At 66.2% G+C, this 14,144-nt stretch carries 14 protein-coding genes; 8 read left to right on the forward strand and 6 right to left on the reverse strand.

The annotated features are described in order from the left end of the window. The 4 genes from RHM57_RS00835 to RHM57_RS00850 all read left to right on the forward strand — a co-directional run bounded on the left by RHM57_RS00835 (position 1) and on the right by RHM57_RS00850 (position 4,061). Positions 1-984, forward strand: coding sequence for a GDP-L-fucose synthase (locus tag RHM57_RS00835; RefSeq protein ID WP_322136532.1), 984 nt, complete (start codon positions 1-3; stop codon positions 982-984). A 208-nt stretch (positions 985-1,192) separates the two neighbouring features. Continuing rightward, complete coding sequence (locus RHM57_RS00840; RefSeq protein WP_322136531.1) at positions 1,193-1,729, forward strand: sortase; 537 nt, start codon at positions 1,193-1,195, stop codon at positions 1,727-1,729. 193 nt (positions 1,730-1,922) lie between these two features. Continuing rightward, positions 1,923-3,236: a UDP-glucose/GDP-mannose dehydrogenase family protein gene (locus RHM57_RS00845; RefSeq protein ID WP_322189289.1), complete on the forward strand. Its 1,314-nt coding sequence runs from the start codon at positions 1,923-1,925 to the stop codon at positions 3,234-3,236. Between the two features lie 51 nt (positions 3,237-3,287). Further along, positions 3,288-4,061, forward strand: coding sequence for an HAD-IIB family hydrolase (locus RHM57_RS00850; RefSeq protein ID WP_322189290.1), 774 nt, complete (start codon positions 3,288-3,290; stop codon positions 4,059-4,061). Positions 4,062-4,068: 7 nt separating this feature from the next. On the opposite strand, the gene RHM57_RS00855 is transcribed toward RHM57_RS00850, so the two are convergent. Further along, positions 4,069-4,377, reverse strand: a complete 309-nt coding sequence (locus RHM57_RS00855; protein ID WP_322136530.1) for a hypothetical protein — start codon at positions 4,375-4,377, stop codon at positions 4,069-4,071. 207 nt (positions 4,378-4,584) lie between these two features. Then, positions 4,585-5,478 carry a UTP--glucose-1-phosphate uridylyltransferase GalU gene (galU, locus tag RHM57_RS00860; protein WP_322189292.1) on the reverse strand — a complete coding sequence of 298 codons (894 nt, stop codon included), beginning with the start codon at positions 5,476-5,478 and terminating at the stop codon, positions 4,585-4,587. A 200-nt stretch (positions 5,479-5,678) separates the two neighbouring features. Between galU and RHM57_RS00865 the strand changes: the two genes are divergently transcribed. Continuing rightward, positions 5,679-6,707, forward strand: a complete 1,029-nt coding sequence (locus RHM57_RS00865; RefSeq protein ID WP_322136528.1) for an LCP family protein — start codon at positions 5,679-5,681, stop codon at positions 6,705-6,707. Between the two features lie 426 nt (positions 6,708-7,133). Next, a complete protein-coding gene (locus RHM57_RS00870) occupies positions 7,134-7,892 on the forward strand; it encodes a GntR family transcriptional regulator (RefSeq protein ID WP_322189294.1) in 759 nt (252 codons plus the stop codon). A gap of 36 nt (positions 7,893-7,928) precedes the next feature. On the opposite strand, the gene RHM57_RS00875 is transcribed toward RHM57_RS00870, so the two are convergent. The 3 genes from RHM57_RS00875 to RHM57_RS00885 form a co-directional block, all read right to left on the reverse strand. After that, positions 7,929-8,291: a hypothetical protein gene (locus RHM57_RS00875; RefSeq protein ID WP_322189296.1), complete on the reverse strand. Its 363-nt coding sequence runs from the start codon at positions 8,289-8,291 to the stop codon at positions 7,929-7,931. A gap of 158 nt (positions 8,292-8,449) precedes the next feature. Next, positions 8,450-8,956, reverse strand: coding sequence for a VanZ family protein (locus tag RHM57_RS00880; RefSeq protein ID WP_322189298.1), 507 nt, complete (start codon positions 8,954-8,956; stop codon positions 8,450-8,452). A gap of 250 nt (positions 8,957-9,206) precedes the next feature. Further along, on the reverse strand, positions 9,207-10,226 hold the full coding sequence (locus RHM57_RS00885) for an ATP-binding cassette domain-containing protein (protein ID WP_322189300.1): 1,020 nt from the start codon (positions 10,224-10,226) through the stop codon (positions 9,207-9,209). A 225-nt stretch (positions 10,227-10,451) separates the two neighbouring features. Between RHM57_RS00885 and RHM57_RS00890 the strand changes: the two genes are divergently transcribed. Next, a complete protein-coding gene (locus RHM57_RS00890; protein WP_322189302.1) occupies positions 10,452-11,477 on the forward strand; it encodes an LLM class flavin-dependent oxidoreductase in 1,026 nt (341 codons plus the stop codon). A 104-nt stretch (positions 11,478-11,581) separates the two neighbouring features. After that, the gene (locus RHM57_RS00895) at positions 11,582-12,538 is read left to right on the forward strand and encodes a hypothetical protein (RefSeq protein ID WP_322189304.1); all 957 of its coding nucleotides are present in this window, start codon (positions 11,582-11,584) and stop codon (positions 12,536-12,538) included. A gap of 67 nt (positions 12,539-12,605) precedes the next feature. On the opposite strand, the gene RHM57_RS00900 is transcribed toward RHM57_RS00895, so the two are convergent. Beyond that, complete coding sequence (locus tag RHM57_RS00900) at positions 12,606-14,144, reverse strand: MFS transporter (protein ID WP_322189306.1); 1,539 nt, start codon at positions 14,142-14,144, stop codon at positions 12,606-12,608.

A 14,144-nucleotide genomic window follows, 5' to 3' on the forward strand; every position in this document is an offset into this window, starting at 1 on the left:
ATGGCTGACGACCGCGACCACGTCGAATTCGTGCCAGGAGTCCTGGATCGCTCAAGCCGGTTTTACGTCGCAGGTCATCGCGGCTTGGTCGGATCCGCGATCTGGCGCCGACTCGAGGCGGAGGGATTCACCGATCTGGTCGGTCGGAACTCTTCTGACCTGGATCTCAAGGACCGAGATGCCGTTTTCGCGTTCTTTGAGGAAGCGAAGCCGCGTTACGTAGTATTGGCGGCCGCGAAGGTGGGCGGGATCCTGGCGAACAGCACGTTCCCGGTCGACTTCTTGAGCGACAACTTGCGGATACAGGTGAACGTGCTCGACGCAGCCCTAAAGTATGGCGTCGAACGCCTCCTGTTTCTGGGATCGTCCTGCATCTATCCGCGTCTCGCCCCGCAACCAATACGAGAGGACACCCTCCTCACCGGACACCTCGAACCGACGAACGACGCCTACGCGATCGCGAAGATCGCAGGAATCCTGCAGATTCAGGCCGTTCGGCGCCAGTACGGCTTGCCGTGGATCTCAGCGATGCCGACGAACCTCTATGGTCCTGGAGACAATTTCTCACCGAAAGGGTCACACGTTCTTCCGGCCCTCATCCGTCGATATGACGAGGCGGCGCAGTCTGGCATCGCGACGGTTACCAACTGGGGGACAGGCACTCCACGCCGCGAGTTCCTACACGTCGACGACATGGCCGCAGCGTGTTTGCACTTGATGGAACACTACGACGGTCCCGAGCAGGTAAACGTAGGCACCGGGTCCGACGTGACTATTCGTGAAATTGCGGAGACAATCGCGCGGGTCGTGGGATTCACAGGAGAGACTCTTTGGGACACTGAGAAGCCGGACGGCACGCCCCAGAAACTCCTCGACGTCTCCAAGCTCGCAGACGCAGGCTGGACAGCTCAGATCGGGCTGGAAGACGGGCTTGTGTCAACGGTTCAGTGGTACCGGGACCACGTCACTAGCATTCGACAGTAGGGGTGTTGAGCGAAAAGCGAGCGCACGCCCGCGAGGCGTGCGCTCGCTTTTGGCCTACTCGGGTGTATGCAATGCAACGAAATGTTCACCCGATAGAAACACGCGAACTGGAAGCGGGCTGTGAATGTCCCCTAAAGTAGGGGGTAGCCTCACTCGAGGTCAGCCAGTGTCGGCGAAAAATCATTTGATCCACAGCAGGGATAACACCATGGCAAAAAAGATCCTGGCGGTGATTGGACTCGCAGTCCTCGCCGTTTTCGCAGTACCGGCCGCAGCTAACGCTGCCGGCTACGTCCCGGCAGCAAACGTTGCCGTCTCCGACAGCACCCCGGTTCCCGGCCAGGCAGTGACGGTCTCGTTCGACGGCGCGTCCTTCACGCCCGGCGAGAGCGTCTCCTTCGCTGTCACCGGTTCGGGCCTCGCCACTCTCTCCATCGTGAAGTCCGGAACCGCGACTCTCGTCAAGTCGGCCACCACCACCGGCGCAGCCAGCGTATCCGTCACGCTTCCGACGGATGCGACCGGTTCCTACACAACCACGGCCACCGGCCTCACATCCGGCACCGTCGGTACCGCGACACTCACCGTCGTGGCCGCTGACAACGGCGCCACCGGTCAGACCCTCGCCAGCACCGGCTATAACACCCCGGTCCTTCTGATCTGGGCGGCCGCTGGCGCGCTCCTCCTCGGTATCGCCCTCGTGGTTGTGCTGAGCTTCGTTCGCCGTCGCCGCGTAGCCGCGTAGCGTTTACTCAACAGGCAACTTCTTCCGACACTGTGTGAAGTTGATCGCCACGAAGTGAAACCCCCAGGAAGGCCCCGGACATCGTCCGGGGCCTTTCTTGACGCAGGAGGCAGGTGCGCTGCCGTCCGTTACACCGAGGTGAGTTCGATTCTCGGTTCCGCCGCCGTTAGGCTTTTTGTATGGAGTTAGACGTATGAAGATTTCTGTCATTGGTTGTGGGTATCTCGGGGCCGTGCACGCGGCCGCGATGGTCGAACTCGGGCACGAGGTCGTCGGTATCGACGTCGACGCGAAGAAGATCGCGCAGCTTGCCGTCGGACTTCCGCCGTTCTTCGAACCCGGCCTTCCCGAGATCCTGACCTCGGCCATGGCCACGGGTCGGCTCCGCTTCAGCACGGACATTGCCGAAGTTGCTGGCTCCCGCGTGCACTTCGTCGCGGTTGGCACCCCTCAGAGGCCCGGCAGCTACGCCGCGGACCTCACCTACGTGGACGCCGCAGTACAGGCGCTCCTGCCGCACCTCAGCGCGGGGGACCTGGTTGTGGGCAAGAGCACTGTCCCCGTCGGGACCGCCACTCGTCTCGCGGGCATCGTGGAAGCATCGGGAACCGGTGCGACACTCGCCTGGAACCCCGAGTTCCTGCGTGAGGGCTTCGCCGTGAAAGACACCATCAGTCCGGACCGCCTCGTTTACGGTGTTGCCGCCGGTGAGCCCGGCGAGCACGCTACCGCGCTGCTCAACGAGATCTACGCCGCCGCACTTGCCGCCGAGACGCCGCTCGTGGTCACCGACTTCGCCACTGCAGAACTCGTCAAGGTCGCTGCCAACGCGTTTCTCGCGACGAAGATCAGCTTCATCAACGCCATGGCCGAAATCGCCGAGGTCACCGGTGCTGACGTGACCCAGCTTGCCGACGCGATCGGCTACGACAACCGCATCGGGCGTCGCTTCTTAGGCGCTGGAGTCGGTTTCGGCGGCGGCTGCCTCCCAAAGGATATCCGTGCCTTCACTGCCCGAGCCGAAGAGCTCGGGCGTGGCGAGTCTGTCGGGTTCCTCAAAGAGGTCGATGCGATCAACCTGCGTCGACGCCAGCGTGCGATCGACCTCACCGTCTCGGCACTCGGCGGTAGCGCCTACAACGCCAAGGTGGCCGTGCTCGGCCTCAGCTTCAAGCCGCACTCCGACGATGTGCGTGACTCGCCAGCACTCGACGTTGCTGTGCAACTGCACGGTCTTGGCGCCAACGTCGTTGCGACTGACCCTCAGGGGATCGAGAACTCGCGGGCCCGGCACCCGCAGCTCACCTATTCGACCGACCTCGAGGAGACCTTGCGCGGCGCCGACGCTGTCGTGCTCGTGACCGAGTGGCCTGAATTCCGGCACCTCGACCCGGCGTGGGTCGGTGCCCTGGTCAAGAACAAGATCGTCATCGATGGACGTAACTCCTTCGACGCCGCCGCATGGCGTGCTGCCGGCTGGACGTACCATGGTCTGGGCCGTCCATAACCACACCGACATCGGGCATTCTCAGTATTCAGATAGGAACACAGCACGCTCATGACGACTCTTCCCCGCTTGGTGGCCTTTGACCTGGACGACACTCTTGCCGCCTCCAAGTCTCCGATCGATCCTCGGATGGCAGACCTGATGGTGCGCCTGCTCGGTGTTGTGGAGGTCTGCGTGATTTCCGGTGGCCAGATCGGCCAGTTCCACATGCAACTCATCGACAACCTCATCGACGTCGACGACGCCGCGCTGGCCCGCCTGCACCTGATGCCCACCTGCGGTACGCAGTACTTCCTGCATAAGCAGGGTGGCTGGACACAGATTTACGCGGAGTACCTCTCGGATGATCAGAAGTCGCGCGCGCTCGTGGCCGTAGAGACCACGGCCCGGCAGCTCGGCTACTGGGAGAGCGACACCTGGGGCCCGATCCTCGAAGACCGCGGTTCACAGATCACGTTCTCGGCACTCGGCCAGGCCGCTCCCGTGGCATCCAAGGTCGCCTGGGACCCGACCGGAAGCAAGAAGAACACCCTGCGTGAAGCGGTGCAGCTACTGCTGCCCGACCTCGAGGTGCGCTCCGGAGGGTCAACCTCTGTCGATATCACCCGACAGGGCATCGACAAGGCCTACGGCATGAAGAAGCTCGCCCAGCTGACCGGTGTGCCCCTCGACGACATGCTCTTCGTGGGCGACCGCCTCGACGAGAACGGCAACGATTACCCGGTGCTCGCGCTCGGGGTCGAGTGCTTCGCTGTCGAGGGCTGGGAAGACACTGCCGCGTTCCTGGAGACGTTGATTCCCAAGCTCGCCGCCGCATCCGTCTGACGAGTCGTCAGCCTCCGTCGACTGGGACGTCCAGGGTGCTCAGCGTTAACTTGCGCTCGAGCTTCCGCCATTTCGCGAGCACGAGGGTGGCCCCGTCGGCGCGGAGGTCTTGGACGAGCCCGATCGTGAGTACAGCGCGCTTCATCGAATTGTTCCAACCCTGCAGGGGGTAGTAGACCGAGACGATCTTCGGCACGGCCTTCGGGTTGTCGAACTTGTCGAGAACGAGCGGGTGGATCGATTTTAGGTCGACCTGCCAGGCGGCAGGAAAGGAGTCGGGCGAGGGTGGCGGCGTTTCGGGGCGCGGTGACGACATTGTGAATCCTCTGGTGACGATTGGCGGGGTCGGGGCGGAATCGTTAGTGCACTCTGGCCAGAATACGGCCGAAGAAGTACGAACGTGCTGAACTTTTACAAAGCGCAATGTCCGGGAAATGAACTCGTCACGCACTGCCGGTGTACCCACAAGAAGGGGCACGGAACCAGACGGTTCCGTGCCCCTTCGGGGTGCTGCGTGCTCCCGCTATTCGAGGGTCGCGGCGAACTCCTGCAGCCAGACGCGCAGGTCCGGGCCGAGGTCGGGGCGGTCGACAGCGAGCTGCACGATGGCCTTGATGTAGTCGAGCCGGTCGCCGGTGTCGTAGCGGCGACCGCGGAAGATGACGCCATAGACGCCGCCCGTGAACTGCGGGTTGACCGCCATCACCTGCAGGGCATCGGTGAGCTGGATCTCGTTGCCCTTGCCGGGCTTGGTGTTCTGCAATACCTCGAAGATCTCGGGGCGGAGCACGTAGCGACCGATGATGGCCAGGTTCGACGGGGCATCCGCTGCGGAAGGCTTCTCGACCAGGCCGGTCACCTTCACCACGTCGGGGTCGTCCGTGGTCGCGACGGCGGCGCAGCCATAGAGGTGGATGGCCTCCGGCTCGACCTCCATCAGGGCGATGATCGTGGCGTTGCGTTTGGTCTGCTCGGTGAGCATCTTGGACAGCAGCACATCGCGGTCGTCGATGATGTCGTCGCCCAGGAGAACGGCGAAGGGCTCGAACCCGATGTGCATCCTTGCACGCAATACGGCGTGGCCGAGACCGAGCGGGTCGCCCTGGCGCACGTAGTGCACGTCGGCGAGTCCGGTGGCGAAACGCACCTTGGCGAGGCGGTCCTGGTCGCCCTTCTTTTCGAGGAGGTCCTCGAGCTCGGTCATCCGGTCGAAGTGGTTCTCGAGCGCGTTCTTGTTGCGGCCCGTGATCATGAGCACGTCGGTGAGGCCGGCGGCGACGGCTTCCTCCACGACGTACTGGATTGCCGGCTTGTCCACGACCGGGAGCATCTCCTTGGGCATGGCCTTCGTGGCGGGCAGGAAGCGCGTACCCAACCCGGCGGCGGGGATGACGGCTTTGGTTATCTTCGTGGTCATGCCACTCAGGTTATTGAAGAAAGGTTACGGCGTCATTACGCGGTGATAGACGGCGTGTCGCCCCCCGTTTGCGGGTGTATTTGGGCTTTCGTCCCCCGGGACAGGGCTTGCGGCCCGAGCTATATTGTTTGCACCTGAAACGCACCGTTCTTACACCGCGACTGCTGGAGGCCCACCGTGTCGAATCCGAATCGAGAATCGTGACGGAGGCGGCCGCTGTACGCCAGCCGTCGGGGGTCTGGCGAATCACCTCCATCGTGCTCGTGCTCGTTCTGGCGGCGGCGGCCGGTGTCGCGAGCATCGGGTCCATCGTGGGGCGACTCTTCGACCTTAAGCTCCCCACCCTGTCTCACCCGTTTCCGGCGGATGCCGCCCGGCCGCCAGCATCGACCGGGCTCGCCGCAGGGGCGCAGAACATCCTGCTGCTGGGCTCGGACACGTGGGATCAAGTCAACGGTTCGCTCGTGAACATCAGTAAACAGCGCTCCGACACCATCATGGTTGTACACATTCCGGCAGACAGGCACCACGTCTACGTGATGTCGATCCTGCGGGACAGTTGGCTCGACCTGCCCGGCCATGGCTCGGACAAGATCAACGCGGCGCTCTCCTATGGCGGCGTTCCGCTCGCCGTGCAGACGATCGAGGGACTCATCGGCACGCGCATCGACCACGTCGCACTCGTGGACTACGCCGGGTACAAGGGGCTCACCGATGCGCTCGGCGGGGTGGACATCCTGAACCCGGTCGGTTTCCAGTCCTCCGCGAGCGATCACTACTACCCGTCGGGGATGCAGCACCTCACCGGCGACGAGACCCTCGCCTTCGCGCGCGAGTGGCGGGCGTTCCCCGACGGGGACTTCCAACGGGTGCGCAACCAGCAGCTGGTGATGCGGGCCACGCTCACCAAGGCGATGCAGCCGGAGACGCTGACCGATCCCGGCAAGGTCTCCGCCCTCTTGTCTGCGGTGCGTCCGTACATTGCCGTGGACGAAGGCCTCAACGTGGACTACCTGACGGCGCTTGCGGGGTCGCTGGCCAGCATCGGCTCGACGGATTTCACGTTCTTCACGGCGCCGACCAAGGGGATCGCAGTGTCGAGCGACGGGCAGTCGATCGTGAACCTCGACCTGGCGAAGCTCGCGACAGTGCAGCACGCGTTCCAGACGGATACCCTCGACACGTTCGAGCCAGAGTACCAGACCATGCAGATAGTCCCGGCGCCGTAGGTCCTGGGGCGGCAGTCGTACAGCGTGGCGTGGTCGTCGGGCCGGTTGCAAGGAAGTGACCTCTACCGCGGGGATGTGACACTGCGTGGCTGGCTCCTCAAGCCAGATTGTGCCTACGATGATCGCATGTTCATTCTCTTGTGCCCGAACTGCGACAGCCCTGTCGTGCGCGGGCCTTATGCCATGCTGGCGGAGCTTGACGTGCGGTCCTGGGTGGATCGGTGCCCGCGAGAGGGCTGCGGGTGGGAAAACTCGGGGATGGACCTGATCTGAGGCGAGGTCGACACCACAGCGGCGGGGGGAGCGCTAACACCGAGCGTTAAAGTCGTTGCCCAGATGGCGCTTCTGGACGATAATCGTGTTCACCCGAAAGTGTTCTGCGCGTTCAGAGGTTTTGCGCGCATGCTCGTAAGAAATGGATAGGCCATGACGTCAGTGCAGACAACCCAAGCCACACGTGCTCCGGAGGGAGTGACGGGCGGGGAGGCCGCGTTCGAGTACCTCCGTCGTCGCATCCTTTCGGGCGAGATCCCCGCACGAGCGGTGATCAGGGAGCAGTCCCTTGCGGAAGAGCTGGGTCTCAGCCGCACCCCGGTTCGTGAGGCTCTCCGCCGCCTGCACGAGTCCGGGTTGGTGGAATTCACGCCCCATCGCGGTGCGACGGTCGTCTCCTGGACGAAGGAACAGGTGCGGGACACGTACGTGCTGCGCGGCGATCTGGAGAGTCGCGCCGCCGGCCTGGCTGCGGCCCGCATCGACGACGTCACTCTCGCTCGACTCGCTGAACTCATCGTCGCGATGGACGATTTTGTGCTGTCCACTGACGACGAGGGTGTCGCCCGCCTGGGCGAGCTCAACGCCGAATTCCACCACGTTGTCATAGCGGCATCGGGGCATCAGAAGCTGGTCCGGCTGATCAACTCCGTCGGCCGTGTGCCGATGATGGCGGAGGTCTTCCGCCGTGAGGGCGGACATTTTCGGGCTATCAGCAACCACCACCATAGAGACCTCCTCGCCGCGCTCCGAACGCACGATGCGCTGTGGGCCGAAGCGACGATGCGCGCTCATGTACTCGGCGCGCGAAACGCGATTCTAGGCTGGGACGGTGCTGAGCCCGGACCTGGTGATGGTGCGGGGTTCGAGAATGCGGATGCGGGTCGTGGTGCGCGTTTTGATACTGACTAGGGGTCGGGGAACGGTGCACGCCGGGCTCGGACGGAGCTAGTAGACGTCGTCCCAGTGGTCTTCGGACGCCCAGTCGGCACTCGACGATGCGACCGCCCGTGTGGTGGTGATTCCGGTGTCGCGCTCGGAAGTGAGGACGTCGATTTGATCGCGCAGGACCGCCACTGCGCGGGACGTGTCACGTTCGGCCCCGAAGTCGTCCTCTGGAATGCTGATGAGTTCGCTGCCGGGGGCGACAAGAAGGTTGACGAGTTTTTCGCTGCCGTCCAGGGTGAAGGAGGGAACCACGAGCAGTTCCGAATTGTGGCCGTACGTGAGCAGCGCTGTCAGCTCCAGCACCGCGTCGGCAACGGCATCCGTGGTGAGGAACGTCATGCCGCAGAACGACATTCTCTTCATGATTCCCCCGACCTTCGCAGCGCCGAGGCTGCCCGGCTGATAAGCAAAATGCTAGGCCATTCCCCGGCCGACGGCCAGTAAGAAAAACCGGCTCCCGTCATCACGGCCGGTGCTGAACTTGCCCGGCGTCCCCGGCCGAGGTTCCTCGGGACGGTGAGTTAGACATCCGCAGCGTGGGTGCGCGGGCGGGCGATCTCGGCGAGGATCAGCAGCACGAGGCCGAGGAGGGCGCCGACGACGGCCCCGCTCGTGTTGGCGATGACGTCGTTGAGGGTCGCGAAGCGGTTCGAGAGGAAGAACAGCTGGCAGAGCTCGATTGTGCAGCTCGCGGCGAACCCGACGAGAATCGCCAACCACCAGCGCCGGGCGCCGGCGAGCACCACGATGAACACCCCGACCGGGATGAACAGCACGATGTTCGCGCCGAACTCGACCGTGCTGTAGCGGAACCAGCCCGGGGCGCCGTGCTGGTGCAGCCAGTTGATCAGGTGCAGCAGCGGGCCGTCGATGTTACGGTCGACCGGAACCGGCCAGAACGCGATCAGGGCGAGGGCGACCACGTAGACGACGGCGAGGGCGATCACCCAGCGGCGCAGAAGCGGATGCCGGTGCCCGGTCCCCGCGGGGACGGGTCGTCCCTGCCGTCCAGCGATCGTGTCGAACACCACAGCACCTCCCCGGAACAGAGCGGGTGAGCGACCGGTCCGACGGCGTCGGGTTGTGGACCACGTCACCAGCGATCCGTCCACTGTATGCCTTCCGGCTGGTCGCCCGCTGGAGTCCGCGCGAACCAATTCGACGGAGTTCTCGGGTTTTTGGCACGCGGGACGGAGGTTGAACCGGTTCCGAACGGAAAAAGTCCGTCGAATCGGTCAGGGGCGGATGTGGGGCGGCGCGCGGTGTTGGGGGAGGGGGTTAGCCGGTGCCGGCGCCGTGGTAGAACGCGGAGGCGCTCACGGAGTGCAGCGCGACGACCTCCGGTACGCCGGACCTGGCCCCGGGTGCGAGGTCTGCGGGACTGAGGGTATACGGCTGGCGGGCGTCGAGCATCCGCTGGGTGTGCGGATGCTGCGGGGACTCGAGCAGCTCGTGGACCGAGCTTTGTTCGACGATGCGTCCGGCCTGCAGAACCGCGATGCGCTCGCAGCACTCGGCGGCGACGCCGACGTCGTCGGTGACCAGGATGAGCGCGAACTGGAGCTTGCTCTGCAGGGCGCGCACGAGGCGGAGCAGGTCGGCGAGCGGGCGGGCGTGCGCGGGGTCGGCGGGGATCGCGGCGATGAGGAGCTCGGGGTCAATGGACAGGGCCGCGGCGACGGCCACACGCTGGATGACGACGGGGGAGAGGTCGCCCGGGTAGGAGAGTGCGACGACCTCGGGGCTGTCCAGGCCGACGCGGGCGAGGGCCTTGAGGGTGCGCGCGCGGGCGGCGGGGCGGTCGAGTCCGAGGCGTCGCCTGAGCGGGGTCGCGAGCTGGCTGAGGATGGTGCGGGTGGGGTCGAGAGACCCCAGCAGGTCGGGGGGAAGGTATCCAATGTTCGCGCCGAGCAGGCGCGCTTGGGCGCGACGGCTCAGACCGACGAGTTCCTGGCCGTTGAACAGGATCGACCCGTTCGTCACGGTCTTGGTCGGGGGCAGCAGGCCGGCGATGGCGAGCGCCGTGGCGGTCATGCCGCTGCCGGACTCGCCGACGAGGGCCACCGCCTCGCCCTGCATCAGGGTGAGCGCGACGCGGGACACCTCTTGTTCACCGGGCGTTGCGGCGCGGTCGCGAGTGCCCGGACGGGCGGTGGCCACGGTGAGTCCGCGCACGTCGAGCAATGCCATCGCTCGGAACGCGTGTGAGGGCATCGGGTCCTGGTCGGCGCGTTCGCGCTGCGAGAAGGAAGACTTGGAACCGGCATCAATGACGGTGTGGTCACGTAATTGATTCATGGCCGGGCCTATCGTGTGCTGTTGGTGGTGATACTGTATCCAATCGAATGTGCCTTTGGTCAGATCCGGAGAGACTCTCAGGAACGGCATAACTCCTGCACATCCTCTCGAAACAGGCCCAAAGTGCCCACTTTGCGGGGTTTTCCGAGAGTTTGCAGGAGTTATGCACCGGCGGGGTGCGCAAAGCAGGGAATCTCGCACGTTCAAACGTTGTTTGAATAGAAGATGAAAACTTTGCCGATCAGCGTGCTCGACCTGGCCAGCCGCCCCGCGGGCGGCAGTAACGCGGAGGCCGTGGCCGGCAGCATCCGTCTGGCGCAGCGTGCGGAGGAGCTCGGCTACGACCGGTTCTGGGTGGCCGAGCACCACAACATGCCGGCGATCGCCTCGAGCGCGCCGCCCGTGCTGATCGCGGGGATCGCGGCGCGGACGACGCGGATCCGGGTCGGGTCTGGCGGCGTGATGCTGCCCAACCATGCCCCGCTTGTCGTCGCCGAGCAGTTCGGCACCCTGCGCGCCCTCTACGGCGACCGGATCGACCTCGGCATCGGGCGGGCGCCCGGCACCGACGGCGCGACGGCGCTCGCCCTGCGCCGGAGCGAATCCGGGCTGGGTGTCGACGATTTCCCGCAACAGCTTGTGGACCTGATCGGGTTCTTCCACGGCGGCATGGCGGCGGATAACCCACTGCGCGGCATCACGGCCTACCCGGGGCTCGGCGATGCCCCGGAGACGTGGCTGCTCGGCTCGAGCGGGTTCAGCGCGCAGCTCGCCGGGGCGCTCGGGCTGCCGTTCACGTTCGCGCACCACTTCGCGGGCGAGCACACCGAGGAAGCCCTCGACCTGTACCGGGCGCACTTCGAGCCGAGCGCGTTCCTGGCCGCCCCGCACGCGATGATCGCGGTCGGGCTGATCAGCGACGACGACCCCGAAGTGGTGCGCCGGGAGTCGCTGCCCGGGCTGATCACGTTCCTGCGGATGCGGCAGGGCAAGAAGCCCGCTCCGGTGTCGTTCGAGGAGGCGCTCGCCTACCGTTTCACCGAGTATGAGCTCTCGTTCGTGGCGTCACGGAATCGCCGCCAGGCCGTGGGCACCCCGGCCGAGGTGGATGCCCGGCTCACGGCGCTCCTCGATGCCACAGGGGCCGATGAGCTCATGCTCAGTGCGCAGTCCGCGACGCTTGTGGGGCGCATCCGCTCGCTCGAGATCGTGGCCGACCTGCGTGCGGACCCCGCGGACGCCGCGGCATAATACCCCTGTTCGGGGAAGAAGCTGAGGGGTAGTCACGTCCCGCTGACCGGGATTTACTGACTGGGCCGCCCCCACCCGAACAGGGGCGGCACGGGCAGGTTGCTATGGACGCGCCACAACACCGGTCGTGGTTTCGCCGAACGGTCGGCGGGTGTGCCCGCGTCGTCGGGGCCGTGAGCCTCGTGCTCGTCGCGGCGACGCCCACGTTCGCCGCGGCCCGCATTACAGCGGATGCCCCCGCGCCCGACCCCGCCTCCGCGTCCGCCGCTGTCGCGACCGGCTCCTCCGGCTCCTCCGACTCGTCCGACTCGGCGGTCGGCGCCGTGGGGTCCGGCCGGTACGCGAACCTGCAGCGCACACCTTTCCGGTCGAGAGTGACCTTTGTGCCGGTCACTCTCGACCGGAAAGGTCCCTCTCGTGGTCTCGTCGACTGGCAGTCCCCTCGGCCGGGGTTCCCCGGGGCGGCGGCCCGGCTCGCGTTCGGCGCCACGCAGTCCACCGCCGCGCAGACGGAACGGATCGCAGAAGCGGCGCGCATCGCCGAGGTCGCACGGGTCGCGGAAGTTGCCCGGGTTGCCGAAGTCGCCCGGGTCGCGGAGGTTGCCCGGGTTGCGGAGGAGGCGCGGGTCGCGGAAGCTGCGGCCGTTGCTGCCGAGGCGGCACGGGTCGCCGCGGCCGCGCAGGCCGTTGCGGAGGCGGAAGCGGCAGCATCCGCCGCCGCGCAGGGCGTGCCCACCTACACAAAATACGTCTGGACGAGCGGCTGGCAGGCCGAGATCGACAGCTGCCAGGGTGCCGTCGACCTCAGCGGCAACTACGGAGTCGCGGTGATCGCCGAGCACTGGTCGTGCGGCGGGTCGCACTTCCCGGCGGACGGCACTCTCATCGCGCTGACCGGGGTGCGGTCGGGCACCTACCGGGTCGGCGCGGTCGTCGCAGTTCTCAACGCGAACACCGAACGCACCGACTCCATCCCGCGCGGCTACGGCCTGCTGTACCAAACCTGCATCAACGGTTCGAACGCGACCATGTCGTTCACCGAGCTCACCCGGGTCGGCTGACCCGCTGCATCCGATCGTCGAACGCCGACGCGATGCCGCGTGCGACGCGACGGGCGGATGCCGCGGGCTAGAAGTGCGCGTCGACCCGCTTCGGCAGCACGAAGACGAGCAGCAGCGCCAGCACGCTGAACGCGGCGCTGACGGCCATCGCATCCGTCGCGGCGGTCGTGAATGCGGACGCCAGCGCGTCCTTCCCCGGCCCGGCGACGACGAGGTTGCCGAAGAGCACACTGCCGATCACGGCGATGCCGACGGCGGCGCCGACCCGCTGCATCACGCCGACGACACCGCTCGCGGCACCGGCCTCTGCGCGGTCGACGGTCGCGACGATGAACTGCGCGTTCGGGGCGATGAAGAATCCGCTGCCGAGGCCTGCGATGAGCAGCGGCGGCAGCAGCTCCCAGTTGGTGATCGACGGGCCGATCAGGAGCAGGGCGAGGTAGATCCAGATCAGGCCGGTCGTGACGAGGGTCACGCCGATCACGAGCACCGTGCGGCCGAGGCGCTGCGCGAGCCGGTTGCTCTGCGAGGCGCCGACGATGTTGCCGATCGCGAAGGGGATCGAGACGAGCCCGGACTCGAGGGCGGTGTGGCCGAGGCCCGCCTGCCAGAGGATCGAGATCGTGAAGAAGATGCTTGTGAACGCCGCGAAGTAGACGAGCGCGAGCACGACTCCACCGGAGAAGGCCGGGTGCGAGAACAGGTGCGGCGGCACGAGCGGGCTCTTGCCGCGGCGGGTGTAGTTGACTTCCCAGGCCCCGAACGCGGCGAGGAGCAGCGCGCCGGCGACGAGGGTGAGGTAGGTCCATAGTGGCCAGCCCTGGTCCTGGCCCTCGATGAGCGGCACGAGGAGGGCGACGAGGCCGCCGGAGAGCAGCACGAGCCCGACGAAGTCGATGCCCGAGCTCGGCTTGTTCGGGTCGCGCTCGGCGCCGGCGGGGAGCATGAACACGGCGGCGATGAGCGCCGCGACGCCGATCGGGAGGTTGACCCAGAACACCAGGCGCCAGCCGTTCTCGTCGCCGAACGCCTGGATGATCAGGCCGCCGAGGATCGGGCCGAGCGCGGTCGAGACGCCGATGACCGAGCCCATGATGGCGAACGCCTTGCCGCGCGCCATCGGCGGGAACAGGAGCTGGATCACTGCTGTGACGGCGGGCACGAAGATACCGCCGGCGAGGCCCTGCACGACGCGAGCGATGATCATCTGCAGGTCGTTCTGCGCGAGGCCGCAGGCGAGGCTCGCGAGGGTGAAGAGCGCGAGCCCGGTGAAGAAGACCCACTTGTGGCCGATCCGGTCGCCGAGGCGCCCGGCGGGGATGAGCGCGAGCCCGAACGCGAGCGCATACCCGGAGATGATCCAGGACAGCGTCGCCTCTGAGGCGTTCAGGCTCTCCCGGATGGTCGGCAGGGCGACGTTCACGATCGTGGTGTCGAGCAGCGCCATGAACATGCCGGCCAGCAGCACGATCAGGGCCTGCCACGCGTGGCGGGGGATCACGACGGGAGGTCGGGTGCCGGGCGTGCCGTGGCTGTTGGTCGCGCCGGGCGTGCCGGGCGTGCCGGTGCCGGCCCCGGTGGAGGTCGGAGCGTTGGTGTCTGACAT

Source organism: Cryobacterium sp. 10S3, from assembly GCF_034344045.1.
GTDB lineage: Bacteria > Actinomycetota > Actinomycetes > Actinomycetales > Microbacteriaceae > Cryobacterium > Cryobacterium glucosi.

Coding starts and splice junctions, on each gene's coding strand:
- RHM57_RS00840 (WP_322136531.1), top strand. CDS start 1,193: ATGGCAAAAAAGATCCTGGCGGTGATTGGACTCGCAGTCCTCGCCGTT.
- RHM57_RS00900 (WP_322189306.1), bottom strand. CDS start 14,144: ATGTCAGACACCAACGCTCCGACCTCCACCGGGGCCGGCACCGGCACG.
- RHM57_RS00870 (WP_322189294.1), top strand. CDS start 7,134: ATGACGTCAGTGCAGACAACCCAAGCCACACGTGCTCCGGAGGGAGTG.
- RHM57_RS00875 (WP_322189296.1), bottom strand. CDS start 8,291: ATGAAGAGAATGTCGTTCTGCGGCATGACGTTCCTCACCACGGATGCC.
- RHM57_RS00890 (WP_322189302.1), top strand. CDS start 10,452: ATGAAAACTTTGCCGATCAGCGTGCTCGACCTGGCCAGCCGCCCCGCG.
- RHM57_RS00835 (WP_322136532.1), top strand. CDS start 1: ATGGCTGACGACCGCGACCACGTCGAATTCGTGCCAGGAGTCCTGGAT.
- RHM57_RS00895 (WP_322189304.1), top strand. CDS start 11,582: ATGGACGCGCCACAACACCGGTCGTGGTTTCGCCGAACGGTCGGCGGG.
- RHM57_RS00885 (WP_322189300.1), bottom strand. CDS start 10,226: ATGAATCAATTACGTGACCACACCGTCATTGATGCCGGTTCCAAGTCT.
- galU (WP_322189292.1), bottom strand. CDS start 5,478: ATGACCACGAAGATAACCAAAGCCGTCATCCCCGCCGCCGGGTTGGGT.
- RHM57_RS00850 (WP_322189290.1), top strand. CDS start 3,288: ATGACGACTCTTCCCCGCTTGGTGGCCTTTGACCTGGACGACACTCTT.
- RHM57_RS00845 (WP_322189289.1), top strand. CDS start 1,923: ATGAAGATTTCTGTCATTGGTTGTGGGTATCTCGGGGCCGTGCACGCG.
- RHM57_RS00855 (WP_322136530.1), bottom strand. CDS start 4,377: ATGTCGTCACCGCGCCCCGAAACGCCGCCACCCTCGCCCGACTCCTTT.